Source organism: Streptomyces sp. Tu 3180 (genome assembly GCF_009852415.1).
Classification (GTDB): Bacteria; Actinomycetota; Actinomycetes; order Streptomycetales; family Streptomycetaceae; genus Streptomyces.
In genome coordinates this window covers 6,144,905-6,169,625 of record NZ_WOXS01000002.1, presented here as the reverse complement: position 1 = coordinate 6,169,625, position 24,721 = coordinate 6,144,905, and the positions used below count along the sequence as shown (strand labels likewise).

20 protein-coding genes and 1 riboswitch are annotated in these 24,721 nt (G+C 73.8%); of the genes, 8 read left to right on the top strand and 12 right to left on the bottom strand.

Annotated elements, in window-relative coordinates; all coding sequences use genetic code 11:
* Positions 1 to 138: 138 nt before the first annotated feature.
* From GL259_RS28600 to GL259_RS28585, 4 genes are all read right to left on the bottom strand, one after another.
* Positions 139 to 789 (bottom strand): thymidine kinase, encoded by a 651-nt coding sequence (locus GL259_RS28600; protein WP_159536172.1) that lies wholly within the window; start codon positions 787 to 789, stop codon positions 139 to 141.
* Between the two features lie 106 nt (positions 790 to 895).
* Positions 896 to 2,122 carry a nucleotide pyrophosphatase/phosphodiesterase family protein gene (locus GL259_RS28595; RefSeq protein WP_159536171.1) on the bottom strand — a complete coding sequence of 409 codons (1,227 nt, stop codon included), beginning with the start codon at positions 2,120 to 2,122 and terminating at the stop codon, positions 896 to 898.
* A complete protein-coding gene (locus GL259_RS28590; protein ID WP_159536170.1) occupies positions 2,122 to 2,709 on the bottom strand; it encodes a DUF5998 family protein in 588 nt (195 codons plus the stop codon). Before GL259_RS28590 ends, GL259_RS28595 begins: the two co-directional genes overlap by 1 nt.
* Positions 2,710 to 2,821: 112 nt before the next feature.
* On the bottom strand, positions 2,822 to 5,755 hold the full coding sequence (locus GL259_RS28585; protein WP_159536169.1) for a GNAT family N-acetyltransferase: 2,934 nt from the start codon (positions 5,753 to 5,755) through the stop codon (positions 2,822 to 2,824).
* 173 nt (positions 5,756 to 5,928) lie between these two features.
* Between GL259_RS28585 and GL259_RS28575 the strand changes: the two genes are divergently transcribed.
* Positions 5,929 to 6,210, top strand: coding sequence for an HPr family phosphocarrier protein (locus tag GL259_RS28575; protein WP_003993478.1), 282 nt, complete (start codon positions 5,929 to 5,931; stop codon positions 6,208 to 6,210).
* Positions 6,211 to 6,448: 238 nt separating this feature from the next.
* On the opposite strand, the gene GL259_RS28570 is transcribed toward GL259_RS28575, so the two are convergent.
* The 4 genes from GL259_RS28570 to GL259_RS28555 all read right to left on the bottom strand — a co-directional run bounded on the left by GL259_RS28570 (position 6,449) and on the right by GL259_RS28555 (position 11,270).
* On the bottom strand, positions 6,449 to 7,144 hold the full coding sequence (locus GL259_RS28570) for a GntR family transcriptional regulator (RefSeq protein WP_159536168.1): 696 nt from the start codon (positions 7,142 to 7,144) through the stop codon (positions 6,449 to 6,451).
* Positions 7,145 to 7,352: 208 nt separating this feature from the next.
* Positions 7,353 to 8,126, bottom strand: a complete 774-nt coding sequence (locus GL259_RS28565; protein WP_159536167.1) for a M23 family metallopeptidase — start codon at positions 8,124 to 8,126, stop codon at positions 7,353 to 7,355.
* A gap of 12 nt (positions 8,127 to 8,138) precedes the next feature.
* A riboswitch (cyclic di-AMP (ydaO/yuaA leader) is annotated at positions 8,139 to 8,304 on the bottom strand.
* 198 nt (positions 8,305 to 8,502) lie between these two features.
* Entirely contained in the window at positions 8,503 to 9,891 is a 1,389-nt protein-coding gene (locus tag GL259_RS28560) for a pitrilysin family protein (RefSeq protein WP_159536166.1), read from the bottom strand.
* Positions 9,888 to 11,270, bottom strand: coding sequence for a pitrilysin family protein (locus GL259_RS28555; RefSeq protein WP_159536165.1), 1,383 nt, complete (start codon positions 11,268 to 11,270; stop codon positions 9,888 to 9,890). Before GL259_RS28555 ends, GL259_RS28560 begins: the two co-directional genes overlap by 4 nt.
* A gap of 408 nt (positions 11,271 to 11,678) precedes the next feature.
* Between GL259_RS28555 and GL259_RS28550 the strand changes: the two genes are divergently transcribed.
* A complete protein-coding gene (locus GL259_RS28550) occupies positions 11,679 to 14,135 on the top strand; it encodes a DNA topoisomerase IV subunit A (RefSeq protein ID WP_159536164.1) in 2,457 nt (818 codons plus the stop codon).
* On the opposite strand, the gene GL259_RS28545 is transcribed toward GL259_RS28550, so the two are convergent.
* On the bottom strand, positions 14,132 to 15,184 hold the full coding sequence (locus tag GL259_RS28545) for a GTP-binding protein (RefSeq protein WP_159536163.1): 1,053 nt from the start codon (positions 15,182 to 15,184) through the stop codon (positions 14,132 to 14,134). The two genes, GL259_RS28550 and GL259_RS28545, sit on opposite strands and share 4 nt — an antisense overlap.
* A gap of 322 nt (positions 15,185 to 15,506) precedes the next feature.
* On the opposite strand from GL259_RS28545, the gene GL259_RS28540 reads away from it, so the two are divergent.
* Both GL259_RS28540 and GL259_RS28535 read left to right on the top strand, forming a co-directional pair.
* The gene (locus GL259_RS28540; protein WP_159536162.1) at positions 15,507 to 16,025 is read left to right on the top strand and encodes a DUF6082 family protein; all 519 of its coding nucleotides are present in this window, start codon (positions 15,507 to 15,509) and stop codon (positions 16,023 to 16,025) included.
* Positions 16,026 to 16,276: 251 nt separating this feature from the next.
* On the top strand, positions 16,277 to 16,513 hold the full coding sequence (locus GL259_RS28535) for a hypothetical protein (RefSeq protein WP_159536161.1): 237 nt from the start codon (positions 16,277 to 16,279) through the stop codon (positions 16,511 to 16,513).
* A gap of 120 nt (positions 16,514 to 16,633) precedes the next feature.
* Here the strand turns inward: GL259_RS28535 and GL259_RS28530 are convergent, their stop codons facing one another.
* Positions 16,634 to 17,791 (bottom strand): citrate synthase, encoded by a 1,158-nt coding sequence (locus GL259_RS28530; RefSeq protein WP_159536160.1) that lies wholly within the window; start codon positions 17,789 to 17,791, stop codon positions 16,634 to 16,636.
* Positions 17,792 to 17,901: 110 nt separating this feature from the next.
* Between GL259_RS28530 and GL259_RS28525 the strand changes: the two genes are divergently transcribed.
* The 4 genes from GL259_RS28525 (at position 17,902) to GL259_RS28510 (ending at position 22,576) form a co-directional block, all read left to right on the top strand.
* On the top strand, positions 17,902 to 19,191 hold the full coding sequence (locus GL259_RS28525; RefSeq protein ID WP_159536159.1) for a citrate synthase: 1,290 nt from the start codon (positions 17,902 to 17,904) through the stop codon (positions 19,189 to 19,191).
* 24 nt (positions 19,192 to 19,215) lie between these two features.
* A complete protein-coding gene (locus GL259_RS28520; protein WP_159536158.1) occupies positions 19,216 to 20,154 on the top strand; it encodes a sucrase ferredoxin in 939 nt (312 codons plus the stop codon).
* Between the two features lie 71 nt (positions 20,155 to 20,225).
* A complete protein-coding gene (locus tag GL259_RS28515; RefSeq protein ID WP_159536157.1) occupies positions 20,226 to 21,899 on the top strand; it encodes a sensor histidine kinase in 1,674 nt (557 codons plus the stop codon).
* Positions 21,896 to 22,576 carry a response regulator gene (locus GL259_RS28510; protein WP_159536156.1) on the top strand — a complete coding sequence of 227 codons (681 nt, stop codon included), beginning with the start codon at positions 21,896 to 21,898 and terminating at the stop codon, positions 22,574 to 22,576. Before GL259_RS28515 ends, GL259_RS28510 begins: the two co-directional genes overlap by 4 nt.
* An 80-nt stretch (positions 22,577 to 22,656) precedes the next feature.
* Here the strand turns inward: GL259_RS28510 and GL259_RS28505 are convergent, their stop codons facing one another.
* Positions 22,657 to 24,249, bottom strand: coding sequence for a cation acetate symporter (locus tag GL259_RS28505; protein WP_159536155.1), 1,593 nt, complete (start codon positions 24,247 to 24,249; stop codon positions 22,657 to 22,659).
* Positions 24,246 to 24,707 carry a DUF485 domain-containing protein gene (locus tag GL259_RS28500; protein ID WP_159536154.1) on the bottom strand — a complete coding sequence of 154 codons (462 nt, stop codon included), beginning with the start codon at positions 24,705 to 24,707 and terminating at the stop codon, positions 24,246 to 24,248. Before GL259_RS28500 ends, GL259_RS28505 begins: the two co-directional genes overlap by 4 nt.
* Between the last annotated feature and the right edge of the window lie 14 nt (positions 24,708 to 24,721).

Genomic DNA, 24,721 nt, shown 5'->3' with positions numbered 1-24,721 from the left:
GCGGACGGCGGGCGCGCCCGCCCACCGCGTGGCGGGCCGTCACCGGTGGTCGGGGCCGCACCTGCCGGGCCCGCACACCCGTCGGGGCGGGCCGCCCCGGGAAGGCACCGTGCCGAGCGCCTCCGCCCCCGGGCGGGGTCAGGCCGGAGTGACGGGCAGGACGTCCGGGGACAGGGCCGCCGCGCGGGCCGTCGCCGCCGTCATGCGGCGGCGGTGGTGGCGGCGGCACAGGACCTCGTAGCCGACCTCGTCCGCGGAGTCGGTGACGTCGCCGACGACCACCTGGGCACCCTCGACGACCATGACCCCGCCGACCGTGCGCGCGTTGTGCGTGGCGCGGGCGCCGCACCAGCACAGGGCCTCGACCTGGAGCACCTCGACCCGGTCGGCCAGCTCCACCAGCCGCTGGGAGCCGGGGAACAGCTTGGAGCGGAAGTCGGTCGTGATGCCGAAGGCGTAGACGTCGATCTCCAGGTCGTCGACCACGCGCGCGAGCTGGTCTATCTGTTCCGGCGCCAGGAACTGCGCCTCGTCCGCGATCACGTAGTCCGCGCGCCGGCCCCGGGAGAGGTGGTCGACGAGGTGTGCGTACAGGTCCGCGCCGTCCCCGACCTCCACCGCGTCGGTGACCAGGCCGAGGCGGGAGGACAGCTTGCCCTCGCCGGCCCGGTCGTTGCGGGTGAAGATCATGCCCACCAGGCCGCGTGCCGAGCGGTTGTGCTCGATCTGGAGAGCCAGCGTCGACTTCCCGCAGTCCATCGTTCCGGAGAAGAACACCAGCTCGGGCATGGGGAGTCGGGCACCTTTCGGCCTGGGTTGTCGGGGACGGGACGCCGGGGACGGGACGTCGGGGCGGTGACGGGAAGGGGGGTCGGGGCCGCGTGTCGGGCGGGCCTCAGGAGCGTACTTCGAGCAGCGGGACCAGCTGTTCGGCGGGGGTCATCGAACCGTGGTTGCCGACCATCGACGACTCCTTCGGCTCCCGTTCGGAGGCGATCAGCAGGACGTCGTCCCGCGCGGCGGCGACCACGTCGCCGATCCGCCGGTACACGCGCTCGTCGACCGCCGGCCCGAACCAGCCCGCCTCGATCGCCTCGTCCCGCGAGGCCACCCAGAACTGCTCGCCGAGCACCTCGCGCCAGCAGGTCAGCACGTCGTTCGCGGCGCCGGGCACGGCGTAGACGTGGCGGGCCCGCCCCTCGCCGCCGAGCAGGGCCACCCCGGCGCTCAGCTCCCAGTCCTCGTCGAAGTCGATGCGGTGCTCCTCGTCGAACGGGACGTCGAGCATGCCGTGGTCGGCGGTGACGTAGAGCGCGCTGCGCGGCGGGAGCTGTTCGGCCAGGCGCTGGACCAGGCGGTCGACGTACATGAGCTGGCCGCGCCAGGTGTCGGAGTCGACACCGAAGCGGTGGCCCGCGCCGTCGACCTCGGCGTAGTACGTGTAGACCAGGGCGCGGTCGGCGGCGGCCAGCTGCTCGGCCGCGACGTCCATGCGCTCCTCGCCGGACAGCCGCCCGAGGAAGGTGCCGCCGCTGAGCGCGACCTTGGTCAGCGGGGTGTTCTCGAAGGCCGGGGAGGTGACCTGGGCGGCGTGCACCCCCGCCCGGTGGGCCAGCTGGAAGACGGTGGGGTACGGCTGCCAGGGGCCGGGCGGGGCCCAGGGCTGCCAGCGCAGCTGGTTCATCAGCTCGCCGGTGTCCGGGTTGCGCACGGTGTACCCGGGCAGGCCGTGCGCGCCCGGCGGCAGGCCGGTGCCGACGGAGGCCAGGGAGGTGGCGGTCGTCGCCGGGTAGCCGGCGGTGATCGGACGTCCGGTGCCGCCGCGCGAGGCGGCCAGCAGGGACGTCATGAAGGGGGCCTCCTCCGGGTGCGCCTTCAGCTGCTCCCAGCCCAGCCCGTCGATCAGGAACACGCAGTTCCGGTCGGCGGGGGTGAGCTCGGGGATCGCGGCGGCCGTACCGGGGACGTCCATCCCCGCGGCGAGCGTGGGCAGCAGGTCGGCGAGCGAACCGGTCCCGTACTCGGGCAGGGGCGCGGAGTCCAGGGGGAGCGGCTGCGGGTGGAGGTCCCAGGCGGCGTGCGCGGTGGACGTGGACGGTGCGGGCTGTGCGGGCTGCGCCATCAGCGTGTCTGATCCGCGGTCGCCTCGGAGAGGGCCTGCGCGAAGACGAGCGCCTGGCGCACCGTCTCCGGCCCGTCACCCGCCTCGCTGACGCGCAGGCTCAGGTCGTCCGCCGTCGAGCTCCCGGTGTATCCGTGGTCGGCTTCGCAGTTGGGGTCGCCGCAGGCGGCCGGTTCGAGGTCGATGCGGGAGACCGCGCCCCAGCCGATGGTGAGCACGATCTCGCGGGGCAGGGTGCCCGGCGTGTACGCCTCCGGGTTGGCGACCACGCGGCTGACCACGATCGACGAGATCCGGCCGAGCTTGACCGACTCCGTGGACGTGGTGGCGTACGGCGTCGGGGAGGTGTCGTCCGCGGCCTGCTCGTCGGTGTGGCTGACGATGAAGCGGTTGCCGGTGAGGACGAGCACGGTCACGTGCCGCCGCACCTCGTTCTGGTCGAACGTCGTCTCCTGGTGGACCAGGTACGACCGGACGGGCTCGCCGCCCACGGCGGCCTCCACCGCCTCGGCCACGAGGGCCGGGTAGTAGCCGCTGCGCTCGATCGCCGCCCGCAGCCCCTGGGTCGTCGTACTGGTCTTGGCCATGACGCCCATCCTACGGGGGACCACTGACTGCGAGGCACCGCTCGGGGCGCCTCCGCGTGCGCGGGGCCCCGCCCCGGCACGCTCCCCCGGCTCTCCGGCCTCGCGCGTCCCCTCAGTACGCCGCCGGGAGGGTCCGCGGACCGAGGTCGTCGCGGGCGGGGGGCGGGGCCAGGCGTACCGAGGCGCCGAGGACGCTCACGCCGTGCGGGGCGACGACGACCGGCTCGAGGGTGACCGCCACGACCTCCGGGTGGTCGTGGACCAGCCGCGACACCCTCAGCATCAGCTCCTCCAGCGCGGGGGTGTCGACCGGCGCCGAGCCGCGCCAGCCGAACAGGAGCGGGGCCGTCCGGATCGATCGCACCAGCGAGGCCGCCTCCCGGTCGGTGACCGGGATCAGCCGGTGCGCCATGTCCCCGAGCAGCTGCGAGGGGGCCCCGGCGAGACCGAAGGAGAGCACGGCTCCGGCGGCGGGGTCGATGACCGCCCGTACGACGGTGTCGACACCGCGCGGCGCCATCCGCTGCACCACGGGGCGCAGCTCCTGCGGTGCGCCGAACAGTTCGGTCAATTCGTCGTACGCCCGGCGCAGTTGCCGCTCGTCCGCGAGGTCCAGGCGTACGCCGCCGAGGTCCGCGCGGTGCCTGAGGTGCGGCGCGGTCGCCTTGAGGGCCACGGGGTAGCCGAGGGTGCGCGCGGCCTCGGCCGCGGCGTCGGGGGTGGGGGCGGGCAGGGCCCGGTGGACGTGGACGCCGTACGTGCCGAGCAGGTCGCAGGTCTCCTCGCTGCCGAGGGTGAGGCCCTGCCCGCGCGAGAGCAGCCCGTCGATGAGCGCGGCGGCGCCCCTCTGGTCGACGTCCTCGTACTCGGGCACCTTGCCGGGGTCGGCGGCGTCCCGCCGCCACTGCGCGTACGCGACGGCCTGGGCGAGGGCGCGGACCGCGCGTTCGGCGGCGGGGTAGGCGGGGATGAGGTGGGCGCCTTCGGGGGGCGTGGTGGGGGCGGGCGGGCCGCCCGCGGTGGGCGGCGCGGGGTCGGGGCCGGCGGCCGCCGGGGACGCGGCGGCCGGCGGCCGGGGCGGTGTGGCCGGCGGCGTCTGCGGTGCGGTGGCCGCCGCCGTCTGCGGTGCCGTGCTCGCGGCGGCCGAGAGGGCCTCCGCGAGGCCGCCGAGTTCCACGTGGACCACCAGGACCGGCTTGGACGGCGTCGCGGCGGCGGCCGAGCGCAGGGCCTCGGCCAGCGCCGCGTCGGCGACCGGCCCCTCCCCCACCGCCGGGATCGCGGTCACGACCACCGCGTCGCAGGTTTCGTCGGCCAGCGCCCGGGACAGCGCGGCGTGGAAGTCCGCCGCCGAGGCGGCGGTGGTGAGGTCCAGCGGGCGGTGCGGACGCAGCCCCTCGGCGAGACAGGCGTCGTAGGTGAGCAGGCCCAGCGACTCGGAGTTGCCGAGGATCGCCACCCGGGGTCCGGCCGGCAGGGGCTGGCGGGCGAGCAGCAGGCCCGCGTCGACCAGTTCGGTGATGGTGTCCACCCGGATCACCCCGGCCTGCCGCAGCAGCGCGGACACCGTCGCGTGCGGCAGCCGGGTCGCCCGTACGGCGTGTCCCCGGGGACCGGCTCCGTGGCGTGCGCCCTGGACCACGACCAGCGGCTTCGCCGCCGCGGTCCGGCGGGCGAGGCGGGTGAACTTGCGGGGGTTGCCGATGGACTCCAGGTACATGAGGACGACGTCGGTGTCGGGGTCCTCGTACCAGTACTGCAGGACGTCGTTGCCGGAGACGTCGGCCCGGTTGCCGGACGACACGAAGGTGGACACGCCCGTGACGCCGGTGACGCCTCCGCCCCGCCGGTGCAGGCGCGACAGCAGGGCGACGCCGATGGCGCCGGACTGGGCGAACAGTCCGATCCGGCCGGGGCGGGGCGGCTCGGGGGCGAGCGAGGCGTTCAGCCGTACCCCGGGGGAGGTGTTGATGACGCCGAAGGCGTTCGGGCCGATGATCCGCATGCCGTACGTGCGCGCCTGCCGGACGAGGGCGCGCTGGCGCTCGTGTCCGTCGGGGCCGGACTCGGCGTAGCCGGCCGAGACGACGACCAGGCCCTGCACGCCGTGCTCGCCGCACTCGGCGACGGCCTCGGGGACGCGCTCGGCGGGCACCGCGACGACCGCCAGGTCGACGGGTCCGTCGATGTCCCGCACCGAGCGGAAGGCGGGCACCCCGTCGAGCTCCTCCAGCCCTTCCGGGAGGGCCCTGTTCACGGCGTACAGGCGGCCGGTGAACCCGGCGGCGCGGATGTTGTCGAGGACGCTGCGCCCGACGCCGCCGGGGGTGCGGCCGGCGCCGACGACGGCCACCGCGCCGGGGGCGAGCAGCCGCTGCACCGAGCGCGCCTCGGCGCGCTGTTCGCGCGCGTACTGCACGGCCAGGGAGCGGTCGGTGGGTTCGAGGTCGAGCTCCAGGCGGACGACGCCGTCCTCGAAGCTGCGCTTCTGGGTGTACCCGGCGTCGGTGAACACCTTGATCATCTTGGTGTTGGCGGGCAGCACCTCGGCGGCGAACCGGCGGATGCCGCGCTCGCGCGCGACGGCGCCGATGTGTTCGAGCAGGGCGGAGGCGACGCCCCGGCCCTGGTGGGCGTCCTGCACCAGGAAGGCGACCTCGGCCTCGTCGGAGACGGCGGGGGCGGGCGCGGAGCGCCCTCCGGCAGGGGCGGCGGGCGACGGGTGGGAGGTGGCGGGCATCCCGTCGGGGCCGATCCGGTCGTAGCGTACGGTGGCGATGAACTCGCCGCCGACGGTGGCCGCGAGTCCCACCCGGTCCACGAAGTCGTGGTGCGTGAAGCGGTGGACGTCCTTCGCGGACAGGCGCGGGTAGGGCGCGAAGAAGCGGTAGTACTTCGACTCGTCCGACACCTGCTCGTAGAAGCTGACCAGGCGCTCGGCGTCGTCGACGGTGATGGGGCGGATGCGCGCGGTGCCGCCGTCGCGCAGCACCACGTCGGCCTCCCAGTGGGCGGGGTACTCGTGCCGGTCCGACGGGGTCTGCATGGGCCCCAGAGTACGGCTCGCGTACGACAACGGCGCGAGGCAGTCTGTGGGGGGCGACGAGCCGGACCGAGGCCGCGGTCCGGAGGCCGACCGGGAGCGGGTACCGCTCCCGGCATGCTTCACGATGTGGGAAACTGGTCTAGACAACCCTGAACACCGAAGGGCAGCAACACATGGCTGAGCGCCGCGTCAACGTCGGCTGGGCCGAGGGCCTCCACGCCCGCCCCGCTTCCATCTTCGTCCGAGCCGCCACGGCCGCAGGCGTCCCGGTGACGATCGCCAAGGCCGACGGCAACCCCGTCAACGCGGCCTCCATGCTGGCCGTTCTGGGTCTGGGCGCCCAGGGCGGCGAGGAGATCGTCCTCGCCTCCGACGCGGAGGGCGCGGACGCCGCCCTGGACCGGCTGGCGAAGCTGGTCTCCGAGGGGCTCGAGGAACTCCCCGAGACCGTCTGAGCGCACGCGCCCTTTCGCGTCCGGACCGGCCCCGCTCCCGCGGAACCGGCCCGGGCGCGATCGGGATTCCCCGGTCGGGGTTCCTCGGCCGGGGACCGCGGTGCCCGTCGTTCGGCGGACACCCGCCCGCACCGCCGAAAGGCCCGCCCGGACCACCGGGCGGGCCTTTCGCTTTCCCTTTTCCGGGCAGCAGAAAACAACCCCCGAATTGAATGCCTCTTTGTATACGGCCCTCGCGTTAATTCCGGAGACTCGGCGTGTTTACGGGATGTTGCGAGTTCCTCACACGCTCCGGGCGGGCGGCCGCGGAGGCGAGGCGCAGCCGGTGCGCGGCGCTCGCGCGCTCCGCGTGCAGCGCGGTGGCCGCCCGCGCGCGCTCGCCGTCGCCGCGCGTCACGGCGTCCACGATCGCGCCGTGCTCCGCCCAGGACTCCACCGGGTCCGACGGGCCCTCCACGGCGTACATCCAGGCGATCTTGTGCCGCAGCTGGGTCAGCATCGACGTCAGGGCGGGGCTGCCCGCGGCCTGGGCGAGCGTCTCGTGGAACCAGCCGTCCAGGGAGCGCAGGTCGTCGCTGCCGCCCCGGCGGGCGCGCTCCTGCCCCAGCCGGACGAGACCGCGCAGGACCTTCAGGTGGGCCTCGGTGCGGCGCTGCGCGGCGCGGGCGGCGGCCAGCGGCTCCAGGAGCACGCGCATGTCGAGCAGGTCGGCGGCCTCCTGCTCGGTGGGTTCCGCGACGCACGCGCCCGCGTGCCGCCGGGTCACCACGAAGCCCTCGGCCTCCAGGGTGCGCAGGGCCTCCCGGACGGGGACGCGGGAGACGCCGTAGCGGCGGGCGAGGAGTTCCTCGGTGAGCCGGCTGCCCCGCGCGTGGACACCCGCGACGATGTCGTCCCGGATCGCCGTGCACACCGAGTGCGCGGGAATACGCATGACCGACCTCCGGCTTAATCCCCGTGAAACGCCGACGAGCGGCGCGCTTTTCCGTGACTCTATTGCAATCCGCGGGAATTTCCGATGCCGGGCCGGATTCCATGTGTGTTTTTGGACAACCGCTCCCCGGAAACGCCGGTGCCCCGGCTCGGGGAGCCGGGGCACCGGGAAGCGGGGGGGCGTGCGCCTGGGACGGGGCGTGCGCGCCTCAGAGGTTCACGCCGTGCGCCCGGAGGTAGGCGACGGGGTCGATGTCGGAGCCGTACTCGGCGGTCGTCCGGGCCTCGAAGTGCAGGTGCGCTCCGGTGACGTTGCCGGTGGCGCCCGAGAGGCCGATGCCCTGGCCCGGGGTGACCCGCTGGCCCACCGAGACGTCGACGGACGACAGGTGGCCGTACTGGGTGTACGTGCCGTCGTGCATCTTGATGACGACCTGGTTGCCGTACGCGCCGCCCCAGCCGGCCTCGACGACGGTGCCCGCGCCGACCGCGTGGACGGGGGTGCCGCTCGCGGCGTGGAAGTCGACACCGGTGTGGCTGCCGGAGGACCAGACGGCGCCGCCGGACTTGTAGCCGGTCGAGACGTAGGAGCCGGGGATCGGCGAGACGAAGGTGTTGAGGCGCTTGCGCTCGGCCTCGCGCGCCGCGCGCTCCTTCTCCGCGCGGGCCTTCTCGGCCTCCTCGGCCGCCTTCTCGCGCGCGGCCTCCTCGGCCGCCTTGCGCGCGGCCTCCTCGGCCGCCTCCCGGGCGGCCTCGTGCTGGGCGGCCGCCTGGGCGTCGATCCGGGCGGCGACCTCGTCGCCCAGGGTGACGACGGGGGTGAGGCCGGTCTGCGCGACGGCGGGTCCGGCGGCGAGCGCGGGGGCCGCGAGGGAGCCGACGACGCCGGTGCCGGTGAGGGCCGCGACGCCCGCCGCGCGGGCGGTGCCGCGCTGCATCCGGCTGGGACGACGGTGCTTCCCGGTGGCGCGGGTGAACGCCATGTACAGGCTGGTCCTTTCCTTCCCTCTCGCCTACCGGGTTAGCTGACGGGTTCGGAGCAGGAAGGTCTCCTACGGACCCCCTCGCGACACGCGCGGGCGTCCGATTCACCCCAGGGACTGCACAAGGGTCCCCGGCTCCCCTGGCTCGCGCCGTACGGGGACTCGGCGATGGCTGTCCGGTGCCGCGGGTGCGGCGCACTGCCCGACGAACAGCCCGGAAGACGCTAAGCGGGCGGGCTTCCAATTCCCAAACAGAACCCGGAGTTTGTAGCGCATCCCACAGGGCAGACGGGCAACCTCCCGTCAATTCGGGCATAAGAGGGCCCTGGTGACACATGGGTCACCAGGGCCCCGCGCGCGTGTCCTGCGCGGCTGCCTACTCGGCCGCCACCACGGTGACCTCGCCGATGCCGAGGGCCTCCACGGGCTCCTTGATCTGCGCCGCGTCACCGACGAGGACGGTCACCAGACGGTCCACCGGGAAGGCGTTGACGACGGCGGCGGTCGCCTCCACGGTGCCGGTCGCGGCGAGCTGCCGGTACAGCTCGGCCTGGTAGTCGTCGGGCAGGTGCTGCTCGACCTGGTCGGCCAGGGTGCTCGCGACGGCCGCGGCGGTCTCGTACTTCAGCGGCGCGACGCCCACCAGGTTCTGCACGGCGACGTCCCGCTCGGCGTCGGTGAGCCCCTCCGCGGCGAGCGTGCGCAGCACCGTCCACAGGTCCTGCAGGGCGGGCCCGGTGTTCGGGGTGTCGACGGAGCCGCTGATGGCCAGCATCGCCGCTCCCGTGCCGTCCGGGGCGGACCTGAGGACCTGCCCGAACGCCCGGACGCCGTAGGTGTAGCCCTTCTCCTCGCGCAGGACGCGGTCCAGGCGGGAGGTGAGGGTGCCGCCGAGGCAGTAGGTGCCGAGCACCTGCGCGGGCCACACGCGGTCGTGCCGGTCCGGGCCGACGCGGCCGATCAGCAGCTGCGTCTGGACGGCACCCGGACGGTCCACGATCACGACCCGGCCGGTGTCGTCGGCGACCACCGGCGGAACGGGCCGGGGCCGGCCCGGGGAGCCCGTCCAGGAGCCGAGCGTGTCGCGGAGCAGCGCGTCCAGGTCGACACCGGTGAGGTCGCCGACGACCACCGCGGTCGCCGTGGCGGGACGGACGTGCTTCTCGTAGAAGGCGCGCACGGCCGCGGAGTCGATGCCGGCGACCGTCTCCTCGGTGCCCTGGCGCGGGCGCGACATGCGCGAGTCCGCCGGGAACAGCTCCTTGGAGAGCTCCTTCGCGGCCCGGCGGGAGGGGTTGGCCAGCTCGTGCGGGATCTCGTCGAGGCGGTTGCGGACGAGCCGCTCGACCTCGCTGTCGGCGAACGCGGGCGCCCGCAGGGCGTCGGCGATCAGTCCGAGCCCCTTGGCGAGCCGCGAGGCCGGGACCTCGAGGCTCAGGCGGACGCCGGGGTGGTCGGCGTGCGCGTCCAGGGTGGCGCCGCAGCGCTCCAGTTCGGCGGCGAACTCCTCGGCGGAGTGCTTGTCGGTGCCCTCGGAGAAGGCCCGCGCCATGATCGTGGCGACACCGTCGAGCCCGGCCGGCTCGGCCTCGAGGGGGGCGTCGAGGAGCACCTCGACGGCGACGACCTGCTGACCGGGGCGGTGGCAGCGCAGCACGGTCAGGCCGTTGTCGAGCGCGCCGCGCTCGGGGGCCGGGAAGGCCCAGGGCCTGGCCTCGCCCGCCTGCGGCTGGGGGTGGAAGTCCATCGTGGCGAGCTCGGTCACTTCGCCGTCTCCTCGTTCTCGTCGGTGCCGGCGACTGCGGCGGCTTCCTGTGCGTCCTGCGCGTCCTGCGCCGCGGGGGCGAGGGGCTCGTAGACGAGCACCGCGCGGTTGTCGGGGCGCAGACGGCTCTTGGCGACCTCCCGCACCTCCTCCGCCGTCACCTCGAGGACGCGCTGGACGGCGGTCAGGGCGAGCTGCGGGTCGCCGAACAGGACGGCGTACCGGCACAGTTCGTCGGCGCGGCCCGCGACCGTGCCGAGGCGGTCCAGCCACTCGCGCTCCAGCTGGGCCTGGGCGCGCTCCATCTCCTCGGCCGTGGGGCCCTCCTCGGCGAACCGGGCGAGCTCCTCGTCGATGGCCGCCTCGATCACCGGCACCTCCACGTCGCCGGACGTCTTCACGTCCAGCCACCCGAGGGAGGGCGCCCCGGCCAGCCGCAGCAGGCCGAACCCGGCCGCCACGGCCGTGCGGTCGCGCCGTACCAGCCGGTTGTACAGCCGCGAGGACTCGCCGCCGCCGAGGACGGTGAGCGCCAGGTCCGCCGCGTCGCACGCGCGCGTGCCGTCCTGCGGCAGCCGGTAGGCGGCCATCAGCGCCCGCGCGGGGACCTCCTCCTCGACGACCTCGCGCAGCTGCTCGCCGATGACCTCGGGCAGCGAGCCGTCGCGGGGCGCGGGCTTGCCGTCGTGGGACGGGATGGAGCCGAAGTACTTCTCGATCCAGGCGAGCGTCTGCTCGGGGTCGATGTCGCCGACGACGGAGAGCACGGCGTTGTTCGGCGCGTAGTAGGTGCGGAAGAACTGGCGGGCGTCCTCCAGGGTGGCCGCGTCCAGGTCCGCCATCGAGCCGATCGGCGTGTGGTGGTACGGGTGGCCCTCCGGGTAGGCGAGGGCGGTCAGCCTCTCGAAGGCCGTGCCGTAGGGCACGTTGTCGTAGCGCTGGCGGCGCTCGTTCTTGACGACGTCCCGCTGGTTCTCCATGGACTCGTCGTCCAGGGCGGTCAGCAGGGAGCCCATGCGGTCGGCCTCCAGCCAGAGGGCGAGCTCCAGCTGGTGGGCGGGCATGGTCTCGAAGTAGTTGGTGCGCTCGAAGCTGGTGGTGCCGTTGAGCGAGCCGCCGGCGCCCTGGACCAGCTCGAAGTGACCGTTGCCCTTCACCTGGGCGGAGCCCTGGAACATGAGGTGCTCGAAAAGGTGAGCCAGACCGGTACGCCCCTTGACCTCGTGACGTGAACCGACGTCGTACCAGAGGCACACCGCGGCGACCGGGGTCAGGTGGTCCTCGGAGAGCACCACGCGCAGACCGTTGGCCAGGCGGTGCTCGGTCGCTGTCAGGCCGCCGGAGCCTGCCTTGGCTGTGGCCGTGTGACCCATGGGCATGTACGTCCCTTCGATCGCGGAGGCGGTCGTCGAAACCGCCGTTTCTGCCGGTCCTGCCACTGTATGCAAGCGTGCGGACCACCGGTGGAGTTCCCCGGCGGGGCCGACTACGCCGAGAGCGAGAAGCCACCGGACCGGTGGTGGTGCCGGTGTGGGCCGTGGGGCGGACGGGGCGCCCGTGGTGCCGGTCCCCGGGCACGGCCGGGTCGCGGGACCGGCCCCCGGCGCCCGGCCCGCCGGAGCCCCCGCCCGCGGCGCCCGCGGCCCGTGCGCGTACCCTGCTCGCGCCGCCGCTCCCCGCCCGCGCCGGACGGCCGGAGCCGGGTCCTGGTCCCGCTATGTCAGTGCGGCGGTCCACAATGGTCCGCGTCAGATCCCGTCACACGCTTCAGCAAGGAGCCGGCAGCGATGGCCCGCCGCAGCACGAAGACCCCGCCGCCCGACGACTCGTACGAGGAGAAGATCCTCGACATCGACGTCGTCGACGAGATGCAGGGCTCCTTCCTCGAGTACGCGTACTCGGTCATCTACTCCCGCGCCCTGCCGGACGCGCGCGACGGCCTCAAGCCGGTGCACCGCCGCATCGTCTACCAGATGAACGAGATGGGCCTGCGGCCCGAGCGCGGCTACGTGAAGTGCGCCCGCGTCGTCGGCGAGGTCATGGGCAAGCTGCACCCCCACGGCGACGCCTCGATCTACGACGCCCTGGTGCGCATGGCCCAGCCCTTCTCGATGCGCGTGCCCCTGGTCGACGGCCACGGCAACTTCGGCTCGCTGGGCAACGACGACCCGCCCGCCGCCATGCGGTACACCGAGTGCCGGATGACCGAGGCCACGAGCCTGATGACCGAGTCCATCGACGAGGACACGGTCGACTTCGCGCCCAACTACGACGGCCAGGAGCAGGAGCCGGCCGCGCTGCCCGCCGCCTTCCCGAACCTCCTGGTGAACGGCGCGTCGGGCATCGCCGTCGGCATGGCCACCAACATGCCGCCGCACAACCTGCGCGAGGTCATCGCGGCCGCGCGTCATCTGATCAGGTACCCGAACGCCGATCTCGACGCCCTGATGAAGCACGTCCCGGGCCCCGACCTGCCCACCGGCGGCCGGATCGTCGGCCTGTCCGGCATCCGGGACGCGTACCGGACGGGCCGCGGCACCTTCAAGATCCGCGCGACGGTCACCGTGGAGGACGTGACGGCGCGCCGCAGGGGCCTGGTCGTCACCGAGCTGCCCTTCACGGTCGGCCCGGAGAAGGTGGTCGCCAAGATCAAGGACCTGGTCGGGGCGAAGAAGCTCCAGGGCATCGCCGACGTCAAGGACCTCACCGACCGCGAGCACGGCCTGCGGCTGGTCATCGAGATCAAGAACGGCTTCGTGCCGGAGGCGGTCCTGGAGCAGCTGTACAAGCTGACGCCGATGGAGGAGTCCTTCGGCATCAACAACGTGGCGCTGGTGGACGGCCAGCCGCTCACCCTGGGCCTCAAGGAGCTGCTGGAGGTCTACCTCGACCACCGCTTCGACGTCGTGCGCCGGCGTTCGGAGTTCCGCCGCGGCAAGAAGCGCGACCGCCTGCACCTGGTCGAGGGCCTGCTCACGGCACTGGTGGACATCGACGAGGTCATCCGCCTCATCCGCTCCAGCGAGAACTCCGCGCAGGCCAAGCAGCGCCTGATGGAGCGCTTCTCCCTCAGCGACGTCCAGACCCAGTACATCCTGGACACGCCCCTGCGCCGTCTGACCAAGTACGACCGCATCGAGCTGGAGGCGGAGCGGGACCGGCTGAACGCGGAGATCGAGGAGCTGACCCGGATCCTGGAGTCGGACGCGGAGCTGCGCAAGCTGGTCTCCGGTGAACTGGCCGCGGTGGCCAAGAAGTTCGGCAACGACCGCCGCACACTGCTGCTGGAGTCGGCCGCCACCCCGGCGGCCGCCGTACCGCTGCAGGTGGCGGACGACCCGTGCCGCGTGCTGCTGTCCTCCACGGGCCTGCTGGCCCGTACGGTGAACGACGAGCCGTTCGCGCGGGACGGCGCGGCCAAGCGGGTCAAGCACGACGTGATCGTCTCGGCGGTGCCGGCGACGGCCCGCGGCGAGGTGGGCGTGGTCACCTCTGCCGGCCGCCTGCTCCGGCTGAACGTCGTCGACCTCCCCCAGCTCCCGGAGGCGATGCCGACGCCGAACCTCTCGGGCGGGGCGCCCCTGGCCGAGTTCGTCTCCCTGGAGGACGACGAGCAGGTCGTGTGCCTGACGACGCTCGACGAGTCGTCGCCGGGCCTGGCGCTCGGCACCGAGCAGGGCGTCGTCAAGCGTGTGGTGCCCGACTACCCCTCCAACAAGGAGGAGCTGGAGGTCATCACGCTCAAGGAGGGCGACCGGATCGTCGGCGGGGTCGAGCTGCGCACGGGCGAGGAGGACCTGGTCTTCATCACCGACGACGCCCAGCTGCTGCGCTACCCGGCCGCGCAGGTCCGTCCGCAGGGCCGGCCCGCCGGTGGCATGGCGGGCATCAAGCTCACGGAGGGCGCGAAGGTCATCGCCTTCACCGCGGTCGACCCGGCGGCGGACGCGGTGGTGTTCACGGTCGCGGGCTCGCGCGGCACGCTGGACGACTCCGTCCAGACGACGGCGAAGCTGACCCCGTTCGACCAGTACCCGCGCAAGGGCCGGGCCACCGGCGGCGTGCGCTGCCAGCGGTTCCTGAAGGGCGAGGACTGCCTGGCCCTGGCCTGGGCGGGCCCGGCCCCGGCCCGTGCCGCCCAGAAGAACGGCACGCCGGTGAGCCTGCCGGAGCCCGACCCGCGCCGCGACGGCTCGGGCGTGTCGCTGCCGAAGACGGTGTCGGTGGTGGCGGGGCCGGTCTAGACAGCCGGGTCCTCTGGCTCCCGCACATAGCGCAGGACGCCCCACATGCCGTGCTCGTCGGCGTGTGGGGCGCCGTCGCTCACGCACTCCTCCAGCTCCTTGCGCAGGGCGGCGGCGTCGATGCCCGTCCCGATGAGGACGAGCTGCGTGAGCCGCTCCTCGCCGGCCGTCCAGGCCTCGGGGTAGAACCGCAGGAACCGTCCCACGGCGTGCACGGCGTACCGGTTGCGGGTGTCGTGCGGCCCGAAGTCGACGTACCCCTTGATCCGGTACAGCCCCTCGGGACGGCTGTCCAGGAACCGGATCAACCGCCGCGGGTCCAGCGGGTGCCCGGAGGCGAAGGAGACGCTGTCGTACGCGGCGTGCAGATGCCCGGCGTGCTCCTCCTCCCCGTGGTCACGGCGGTGCAGGTCGTCGAACGACAGCTGCCCGACGCGCTCCTCGCTCGGCCTGCGGTCGAAGAGGAACTCGGGATCGACACGGCCGTGCGTGGCGGGCACCACGGCCGCGCGGTCGACGAGCGACCGGACCAGGTCCAGCACGCGCGAGGCGTCCGTGACCCGGTCCGTCTTGTTCACGACGACGAGGTCGGCGAGACCGAGGTGCCGGTCGATCTCCGGGTGCCTGGCCCGGGTGTCGTCGAACTCGGCGGCGTCCACGACCTCGACGAGCCCGCCGTACACGACGCCGGGATGCTCGCTGGCGAGCACCATCCGCACGAGTTCCTGCGGCTCGGCGAGGCCACTGGCCTCGATGACGATGACGTCGATCCCGGCGGACGGCCGGGCCAGCCGCTCGAGGTACACGTCCAGCTCGCTGCCGTCGACGGCACAGCACAGGCAGCCGTTGCCGAGCGAGACCGTCGAGTCCCCGAGCGCGCCGGCCACGGCCATGGCGTCGATCTCGATGGCGCCGAAGTCGTTGACGACGGCGCCGATGCGGCTTCCGCCGCTGTGGTGGAGGAGGTGGTTGAGCACGGTGGTCTTACCGGCGCCGAGGAACCCGGCCAGGACGACCACCGGTATCTGCCGGCCACTGCTCCGCTCCACCGCACGACCTCTCTCACACCCACGCGCACACCGGCTCGCGCCCCGGTACACGGACGGGAACCGACTGACGCCCCAGGATACGAACGACGGGAACCACCGCGAAGTGAACGATTGTTAGCGGCGTGTGCGGGGCAGACGTTGAGGAAGGCGCCGGTCCGTGCGACCCTCGCTTCCCTCCGTGCGCCTCCTCTCCGCCTTCCCGCCGATCAGAGCCGCTCGGCACCCTGGGAGGCGGCAAGCGCCGCCCACCGCTCGCCGGTCCCCTCCAGCAGACCCGCACTCCGACGACCGGCGGACGGCCGCCTGATCGGGGGTATTTGACATGGCCACACAGAACTTCGGGATCCGGGAGCTCGGCTCCACCGCACGCTCACGCCTCGCGGTCACCGCGAGTGCCCTGGCCAGGCGGAGTCTGCGGAACCGCAGGCGGGCGGCGCTCGCCGAGCAGCACCGGCTCCACTTCGATCTCCTGTGCAGGGCCATGGTCGATCCGGCGCTGGCCGCCGTCCTGGACACCTACGAGAGCGACGTGCCGCCGGAGAGGCAGCGCCAGTACCTGTTCGCCAACGCCCTGTACGTCAACGCCCTGTACTTCCACCGGACCGGGGCGCTGACCCTCGCGGAACTGTACGGACACGTGCGGGTGATGTCCCGCAACAAGATCTTCCGGGAGTACTGGGCCGCCACCCGTCACCACCGGGAGAGCCTGCCCGCGTCGTCCGACGAAGCCGTCCTGGGCAAGATGATGAACGCCCTGATCGAGGAGATGAACACGCTGCTCGAGGACCCGGACGACGACGGCGAGGAGTGGTGGGTGGTGGGAGGGACGCCGGAAGGGTGATCACTGCCGCGCAGCCGACGACGCCGGGCTCCCGGGCGATGTAGCCTTCCCCCAGCCGTCCCGGGAGAAACATCCTCGCGCGGGCGGTGACTGTGTACTGCGTGGGGCCATCCTCCTTACAGCGGTCGGCGGCCCTTCATGAGCATCAGTGGGCCCACTCATGAGCTTCACTGGACGCGAGTCGAGGCCATCAGCCGGCACGGCGTCCGGCGCACGCCCCGGCCCGTCCCTCGATCCACCTAGGAACGGACTTGAAGATCGTGCGCCGAGTCGGTGCCTCACCCCGGGAGCGCGGCAGCGCCACCGGGCAGACGTGCCCCGACATCTTCGAGCTGAGCGACGGAAACTTCGCCGTCATCGGCACCGAGGCCACCGCCGTCCTCGACGGCGAACTCCCCCCGGATGCCGCACGCGCCGATGACGAGCGCATCGTCGTCATCAGCCGGGAGACCCTGCTGCGCGCCAAGGCGGACATCCCCGAGGCGTGAACCTCCCCTCCACCCGGGGCCCGTCGCCGTTGCGCCGCGCACAGGGCCCGGTGGACGCGGGGCGCCCGCCCGGCGGCCGCGGGTCCGCCGGTGGGCACGTCACGGCGGCACCGGCCGGTGTCACCGGGGCAACGGGCGAGGGGACTCCCCCACATAACGGGCCGCCGGTCTGATGATCTTGGAGTCCTCCGCCTGCTCCAGGATGTTGGCGCTCCACCCCACCACCCGCGCCGCCGCGAACGTGGGGGTGAACATCTCGCGCGGCAGACCGCAGAGTTCCATGACGACGCCCGCGTAGAACTCCACGTTGGTGTGCAGCTCCCGCCCCGGCTTCAGCTCCGCCAGGATCGCCTCCACCCGCCGTTCGACCTCCACGGCGAAGTCGACCCGGGGGCCGCCGAACCGCTGCGCCACCTCGCGCAGCATCCGCGAGCGGGGATCCTCCGTGCGGTAGACCGCGTGCCCGAAGCCCATCATCCGCTCACCCGCGAGGACGTGCTCACGGACCCAGGCGTCGATGCGCTCCGGCGTCCCGATCGCGTCCAGCGTGTCCAGTGCCCGGCTCGGCGCACCTCCGTGCAACGGCCCCGACAGCGCCGCCACCGCCCCGGCCAGGCAGGCCGCCACGTCCGCACCCGTCGAGGCGATGACCCGGGCCGTGAAGGTCGACGCGTTGAAACCGTGGTCGACGGTGGAGATCAGGTACTGCTCGATCGCCCGGACCCGGCCCGCGTCCGGTTCCGAACCCGTCAGCATGTAGAGGTAGTTGGCCGCGTACGACAGATCCTCACGCGGCTCCACCGGCTCCAGCCCCGCTCCCAGCCGGTACAGCGCGGTGAGCAGCGTCGGCACCGCGGCGGTCGCCTCGACCGCGTCCCGCCGTCGCCGGCCGGCGTCGATGTCGTACACCGGCCGGAACCCCTTCGCCGCGCCGAGCAGGGACAGCGCCGTCCGCATCCCGGCGAGCGGGCCCGAGCGCCCGCCCGCCGCCGCGATGGCGGGCAGCGCCGCCCGCACCTGCCCGGGCAGCGCCCTGAGGGCTGCGGTCTCGGCGGCGAAGGCCGCGCCGCGCTCCGCGTCGGGCAGGTCGCCGTACATCAGCAGGTGCCAGACGTCCTCGAAGCCGCGGGACTCCGCGAGGTCGACGGCCGAGTACTGCCGGTAGTGGTAGAAGCCCTCGGCGCCGCGGACGTCGCCGATCCGGGTGTCGGTGACGACGACACCCGCCAGCCCCCGGGGCACTTCCACGCGCGGGGCCACAGCCTCATGGACGGACATGAGCTACCTCCTCGAAAACTTGATTCGACTGTCCACTCTTGATTAATTGATGTCAATATTGATTGAATCAACATTGAGTTCGGTCGAGACAGGACGGATACCGTGACCCCATGCGCGATCAAGACCCCTCCCCCGCCGACGCGGACCGGCGCCTGAGCACCAAGGAGGCCGCCGAGCTGCTCGGCGTGAAGCCGGAGACCGTGTACGCCTACGTGAGCCGCGGCCAGCTCAGCAGCCGGCGGGCGGCGGGCGGGCGGGGCAGCACCTTCGACCCCGCGGAGGTGGAGGCGCTCGCCCGGCGCAACAGGCGGGAGAGCGTCGGCGGCCCGGGCGGCTCCGGCGGCGAGCTGTCCGTGCGGACCCGTCTCACCCTGATCGACACCGACCGGTACTACTTCCGGGGCGTCGACGCCGTCGAACTCGCCGCCCGGCACACCTACGAGGAGGTCGCCGAGTGGCTGTGGACGGGCCGGCTCCGCCCCGGGGCCTCCTTCACCGCGCCCGAGGCCACGGTCGCCGTGGCGCGTCGCGCCGTTCGGGCACTGCCCGCACACGCCACGCCCACCGACCGCCTGCGGGTCGCCGCGATCGCCGCCGCGACCGCCGACCCGCTGCGCTTCGACCTGTCCGAGGACGCCGTGCTCGGCACGGCCCGCACGCTCATCCCGACCCTCGTCGCCGCCCTCCCGCCGGTGCGGCCCGACCACCGCGACACCGGGCCGCTGGCCCACCGCCTCTGGGCGCGGCTGACCGGCCGGCGGGCCGACGAGGCGCAGCTGCGCGTCCTGGACACCGCCCTCGCCCTCCTCGTGGACCACGACCTGGCGGCCTCCACGCTCGCCGTCCGGGTCGCCGCGTCGGCCCGCGCGCACGCCTACGCGGCCGTCTCCGCGGGGCTCGGGGTGCTCGAGGGGCCGCTGCACGGCGCGGCCAGCGGGCTCGCGCACAAGCTGCTGCTCGAGGTGCTCGACCGGGGCGGCGCGGCGCCGGTGATCGCCGACGAGTTGCGGGCCGGCCGCCGCGTCCCGGGGCTCGGCCACCGTCTCTACGCCGGTGAGGACCCCCGCGCGCGTGCCCTGTTCTCCCTCCTGGAGGAGATCCCGCACGCCGCGCCCGCCCTCGCCGCGGCCCGCGACGTCGTGGCCACCACCGCCCGCCACACCCCCCTGCACGCCAACGTCGACCTGGCCCTGGCCGTTCTGACCGCCTCGTGCGCCATGCCGGCCACCGCGGGAGAGACGATCTTCGCCGTCGCCCGTACGGCGGGATGGATCGCGCACGCCCTCGAGGAGTACGGCGAGCGCCCCCTGCGCATGCGCCCCAGCGGGCTGTACGCGGGCCCGAAGCCGCCCCGGCCGCTGCCCGAGCACGACACGAGGGGGATGAGAAGTCACTTGTGAGGAAGTCAGGTTAGGCTTACCTCCGTGAGTACGTGCTCAACCGTCTCCCGCGAGCTCGACGAGCCGGTCGCGGGAACCGCGGCCACCGCGAGGACCTGGCTGCTGCTGGAGCAGCCCGGCCCGTGGGGTGCCAAGGCGCTCACGTCGAGCCACCTCGATCCCGCGCTGGGCCGCGCCCTGGAGGCGGCCGCGAAGGGCACCGGGGTGCGCATCGCGCTCATACGCCGCCCGGGGCGCCACGCGGACTGCCGCGTGCCCGCCACGCGCCGGGTGTACGTGGGGCACACCGTTCCGGGACGCGTATGGCTGTACACCGCCACGATCACCGACCCCGAACGGCTGCTCGACCTCGACTTCGCCGCACTCGGCAGGGGCGAGCCCGCCACCTTCGGCACGGCGCTCGGCGGACGGCCCCACGAGGGCGACCCCCTCGCCCTCGTCTGCACCAACGGCAAGCGCGACCGCTGCTGCGCCCTCCTCGGGCGGCCCCTGGCGGCCGAACTCGCCGCCTCCGGGGTCGAGGGCGTCTGGGAGGTCACCCATCTGGGCGGTCACCGCTTCTCCCCCACGGTGCTCGTCCTGCCCCACGGCTACGCGTACGGCAGGACCGGGGCACATGCCGTCAAGGAGGTGCTGCACGGCGCGCGGGAGGGCCGGATCGTGGTCGAGGGGTGCCGCGGGAACTCCGCCTGGGAGCGCCCCGGCCAGGCGGCCGAGCTGGCCGTGCGCGGTGCGATCGGCGAGCACGCCGCGCAGGTCCTGGACGTCGTGCGGACGGACGGCGCGGCCGGGCACTGGGAGGTGACCGTCGCCCACGCGGACGGGCGCCGGTGGCTGGTCGAGGTCGCCCGGGGCGCGTCCCTTCCGCCCCGCCCGGAGAGCTGCGGGTCGGTGCTGGGCTCGCCCGCGCGGATGGACGTGCTGGCGGTCCGCGAGGTGACCGTGGCGGCGCTGGTGGGCTGACCGTCCTGCGCGCACGAGATCCACGCCACACCCCTGCGGCGTCCCGCGCCCGCCCACGTACCGTCGTGGGTATGAGCCCCACTCCTCCCGCACGCCGCCTGCGCCTCGGCCTGCCGCGGCGGGTGTTCTCCCAGGTCCTGCTGATGCAGCTGGCGATCGCCGCGGGAGTCGCGGTGCTCGCCACCGGGTTGTTCCTGGCGCCGCTCGGCGACCAGCTGGACGACCAGGCGATGCGGCGGGCCCTCGCGATCGCGCAGACCACCGCCCAGCAGCCGCAGATCGTCCACGACCTGTGGAGCACGGCACCGTCGCCGGACGGACCGGTGCAGCGGGAGGCGGAACGGATCCGGGAGGCCACCGGGGCCGAGTACGTCGTGGTGCTGGACCGGCGGGGGGTGCGCTGGTCGCACACCGACCCGCGGCGGATCGGCGGCCCGGTCTCCACCGACCCGAGCGAGGCCCTGGCCGGGCACGACGTCATGGAGATCGACGACGGCACCCTGGGCCGCTCCGCACGCGGCAAGGTCCCGCTGCGCGACGACGACGGCGAGATCGTCGGGGCGGTGTCGGTCGGCATCGCCTACGACAGCGTCCGGGCCCGGCTGATCCACGCCATCCCGGGGCTCTTCGCCTACGCGGGCGGCGCCCTGGCCGTCGGCGCGCTCGCGGCCTGGCTCATCTCCCGGCGGGTGCAGCGGCAGACCCGCGACCTGGCCTTCTCGGACATCTCGGCGCTGCTCGCGGAGCGCGAGGCCATGCTGCACGGCATCCGGGAGGGTGTCGTCGCCCTCGACCGCGGCGGCCGCATCCGCCTGCTGAACGACGAGGCGCAGCGCCTGCTGGGGATCGGCGAGGAGGCCGTGGGCCGCTCTCCCGACCAGGCGCTCGGCGAGGGACGCACGGCCGATGTGCTGGCCGGGCGGGTGACCGGCACCGACCTGCTCACCGTCCGGGGGCAGCGCGTCCTGGTCGCCAACCGCATGCCGACCGACGACGGCGGCGCCGTCGCGACCCTGCGCGACCGCACCGAACTGGACCGGCTGGGCCGGGAACTGGACTCCACCCGCGGCCTGATCGACGCGCTGCGCGCCCAGGACCACGAGCACGCCAACCGCATGCACACGCTGCTGGGGCTGCTCGAACTGGAGATGTACGACGACGCCGTGGAGTTCGTCGGCGAGGTCGTCGGCGAGCACCGGGCCACGGCGGAGCAGGTCACCGAGAAGATCCGGGACCCCCTGCTGGCCGCCCTGCTGGTGGGCAAGGCGACGGTCGCGGCCGAGCGCTCGGTCGCGCTGCGGGTCTCGGACCGGACGCGGCTGCCGGACCGGCTGGTCGACCCCCGGGGGCTCGTCACCGTCGTCGGCAACCTGGTGGACAACGCCCTCGACGCCGTCGCGGGCGCACCGCGGGCGCGCGTGGAGGTCGAGCTGCGCGCGGAGGGACGCACGGCGGTGCTGGTGGTGCGGGACACCGGGCCCGGGATCCCGCGGGAGCACCGCGAGTTGATCTTCACCGAGGGCTGGTCGACCAAGGAGCCCCCGGCGCACCGCGAACGGGGCATCGGGCTGCCCCTGGTGCGCAGGTTCGCGGAGCGGCAGGGGGGCAGCGCGACCGTGGCGGAGGCGCACGGCGGAGGCGCGGAGTTCACCGTCGTCCTGCCCGAGGCCCTGACCGAGGAAGGCGCGCAGCCCGCTCTCACCGGGGCCCGCGCCCCGCTGACCGCCACGGAGGAGGCACGATGATCGAGGTCCTGGTCGTGGACGACGACGTCCGGGTCGCGCGGGTCAACGCCGCCTACGTCGAGAAGGTGCCCGGCTTCCACGTCGCCGGTCAGGCGCACAGCGCGGCCGAGGCGCTCTCCCGTCTGGAGACGCAGCCCCGGCCGGATCTCGTCCTCATGGACCACTACCTGCCCGACGGGACCGGGCTCGAGGTCGTCCGGGAGGTGCGCCGGCGCGGCCACCAGACCGACGTGATCATGGTGACGGCCGCGCGCGACGTGTCCACCGTGCAGGCGGCGATGCGCCACGGTGCCCTGCAGTACCTGGTCAAGCCGTTCGCCTTCGCCGGCCTGCGCGCCAAGCTGGAGGCGTACGCGCACCTGCGCCGCACCCTCGACGGCGGCGGCGAGGCGGAGCAGACGGAGGTGGACCGCATCTTCGGCGCCCTGTCGGCGCCGGCCGAGCCCCAGCTGCCCAAGGGGCACTCGCCCACCACCGCGGAGCTGGTGCGGCAGTCCCTGATGAACGCCGACGGCCCGCTGTCGGCCCAGGAGATCGCCGAACGCACCGGGGTGAGCCGTCAGACCGCCCAGCGCTACCTGAAACTCCTGGAGCGCACGGGACGGGCCACGCTGACCCTCAAGTACGGCGACGCGGGCCGCCCGGAACACCGTTACGTGTGGGCGACCCGCGCCTGAGGACACGGCCCTGGGGGCGGGGGAGGGAACCGTGCCCTCCCTCCGTACGGATGGCGGCGCCGTCCGTCTCCGCCGGTGTCCTACGCGGCTCCCGCGCCGGTCAGCGAACGGACCTCGGTCTCCGCGTGCCTGGCCTCGTCGGGGGCCTCGGCCGAGGTGACCGTGCCGATCCAGCCCGCGAGGAAGCCCAGCGGGATGGAGACCAGCCCCGGGTTCTGCAGCGGGAAGAGCCGGAAGTCCACGCCGGGGAGGAGGGCCTCGGGGCTGCCGGACACCACGGGGGACAGCAGCACCAGCACCACGGCGGGGATCAGCCCCCCGTAGACGGCCCACACGGCACCGCGTGTGGTGAAGCGGCGCCAGAACAGGGAGTAGAGCAGCACGGGCAGGTTGGCCGACGCGGCGACGGCGAAGGCGAGGCCCACGAGGAACGCGACGTTGAGGTCGCGGGCCAGCAGGCCGAGGGCGATCGCGACCACGCCGATGCCGACGGCGGCGAGGCGGGCCACGGCCACCTCGCTGCGCGGTGTGCCGCGCCGGCGCCGCAGGGAGGCGTACAGGTCGTGGGCGACGGACGCCGAGGAGGCGAGCGTGATCCCGGCGACCACGGCGAGGATGGTGGCGAAGGCGACCGCGGCGACGATCGCGAACAGAACCGTTCCGCCCGTGGAACCGGCCCCGCCGCCCAGGTCGAGCGCCAGCAGGGGCACCGCCGTGTTCCCGGACGCGTTCGAGGCGCGCACGGCATCCGGCCCGACGACGGCGGCGGCGCCGAATCCGAGCACGATCGTCATCAGGTAGAACCCGCCGATGAGCCCGATCGACCAGACGACCGAGCGCCGTGCTGCCCGCGCCGTGGGGACGGTGTAGAAGCGGGACAGGATGTGCGGCAGCCCGGCCGTGCCGAGGACCAGTGCGAGTCCCAGGCTGATGAAGTCGAACCGCGCGGTCCAGTCCCCGCCGTAGGCGAGCCCGGGCGCCAGGAACGCCTCTCCGTGACCGCTGCGCTCGGCCGCCGTGAGCAGCAGCCGGTTGAAGTCGCCGTGGAACCGCAGCAGGACCAGGACGGTCAGCGTGACGGTGCCGCCGAGCAGCAGGACCGTCTTGACGATCTGGATCCACGTGGTGGCCCGCATGCCTCCCAGCGAGACGTAGACGACCATGAGGGCACCGACCCCGACGACGGTCCAGGCCCGGGCCGCCTCGCCGGTCTCTCCGAGCAGCAGCGCGACGAGGCTGCCCGCGCCCACCATCTGCGCCACCAGGTACAGGACGGAGACCGTGACCGACGAGGTCCCCGCCGCGACGCGCACCGGGCGCTCCCGCATGCGCGCCGCGACCACGTCGGCGAGCGTGAACCGCCCGCAGTTGCGCACCAGCTCGGCGACCAGGAACAGGACCACCAGCCAGGCCACCAGGAAGCCCACCGAGTAGAGCATCCCGTCGTAGCCGACGAGCGCGATGAGCCCGGAGATGCCGAGGAAGGAGGCGGCCGACATGTAGTCGCCCGCGAGGGCGAAACCGTTCTCCGCGGGCGAGAAGAGCCGGCCGCCGGCGTAGAACTCCTCCGCCGAACCCTGCCGGTGGCGGCTCACCCACGTCGTGATGCCCAGCGTGACCGCGACGAACGCACTGAAGAGCAGCAGGGCCAGCGTCTGGTGGTCCCCCGTCATGCCGCGTCGCCCTTCCCCCGCGCCAGCTCCTGGGTGTCCCAGCGCAGGTCCAGCGCCGCCCGGTCCCTGCGCAGCCGCGCGTGCCGCGCATAGGCCCAGGTGAGCAGGAAGGTGGTCAGGAACTGTCCGAGCCCCGCCAGCATCCCCGCGTTCACGGCGCCCGCCACGGGCCGCGCCATCCACTCCGGCGCGGTGGTGGCCGTCACGACGTACGCCACGTACCAGGTGAAGAAGATCACGACGGCCGGGACCACGAACCTCCGGTACCGGCTGCGCACCTCCTGGAAGGCCTCGCTGCGCTGGACCTCGAGGTAGACGTCGGCCGCGGCCCGGGCCTCCTCCCGCGCCGACGGCGCCACCGCCGGCGTCCCCGTGTCGGCGGACTCCCCCCAGCCCGAGGCGAGGGCGTCGTACCAGGGATCGTCGTACCTCACGTCCCCCGAGTTGCTTGACTGCATGCCCAAGGATGGAC

Coding starts and splice junctions, on each gene's coding strand:
- GL259_RS28600 (WP_159536172.1), bottom strand. CDS start 789: ATGCCCGAGCTGGTGTTCTTCTCCGGAACGATGGACTGCGGGAAGTCG.
- GL259_RS28595 (WP_159536171.1), bottom strand. CDS start 2,122: ATGGCGCAGCCCGCACAGCCCGCACCGTCCACGTCCACCGCGCACGCC.
- GL259_RS28590 (WP_159536170.1), bottom strand. CDS start 2,709: ATGGCCAAGACCAGTACGACGACCCAGGGGCTGCGGGCGGCGATCGAG.
- GL259_RS28585 (WP_159536169.1), bottom strand. CDS start 5,755: ATGCAGACCCCGTCGGACCGGCACGAGTACCCCGCCCACTGGGAGGCC.
- GL259_RS28575 (WP_003993478.1), top strand. CDS start 5,929: ATGGCTGAGCGCCGCGTCAACGTCGGCTGGGCCGAGGGCCTCCACGCC.
- GL259_RS28570 (WP_159536168.1), bottom strand. CDS start 7,144: ATGCGTATTCCCGCGCACTCGGTGTGCACGGCGATCCGGGACGACATC.
- GL259_RS28565 (WP_159536167.1), bottom strand. CDS start 8,126: ATGGCGTTCACCCGCGCCACCGGGAAGCACCGTCGTCCCAGCCGGATG.
- GL259_RS28555 (WP_159536165.1), bottom strand. CDS start 11,270: ATGCCCATGGGTCACACGGCCACAGCCAAGGCAGGCTCCGGCGGCCTG.
- GL259_RS28550 (WP_159536164.1), top strand. CDS start 11,679: ATGGCCCGCCGCAGCACGAAGACCCCGCCGCCCGACGACTCGTACGAG.
- GL259_RS28540 (WP_159536162.1), top strand. CDS start 15,507: ATGGCCACACAGAACTTCGGGATCCGGGAGCTCGGCTCCACCGCACGC.
- GL259_RS28530 (WP_159536160.1), bottom strand. CDS start 17,791: ATGTCCGTCCATGAGGCTGTGGCCCCGCGCGTGGAAGTGCCCCGGGGG.
- GL259_RS28525 (WP_159536159.1), top strand. CDS start 17,902: ATGCGCGATCAAGACCCCTCCCCCGCCGACGCGGACCGGCGCCTGAGC.
- GL259_RS28515 (WP_159536157.1), top strand. CDS start 20,226: ATGAGCCCCACTCCTCCCGCACGCCGCCTGCGCCTCGGCCTGCCGCGG.
- GL259_RS28510 (WP_159536156.1), top strand. CDS start 21,896: ATGATCGAGGTCCTGGTCGTGGACGACGACGTCCGGGTCGCGCGGGTC.
- GL259_RS28505 (WP_159536155.1), bottom strand. CDS start 24,249: ATGACGGGGGACCACCAGACGCTGGCCCTGCTGCTCTTCAGTGCGTTC.
- GL259_RS28500 (WP_159536154.1), bottom strand. CDS start 24,707: ATGCAGTCAAGCAACTCGGGGGACGTGAGGTACGACGATCCCTGGTAC.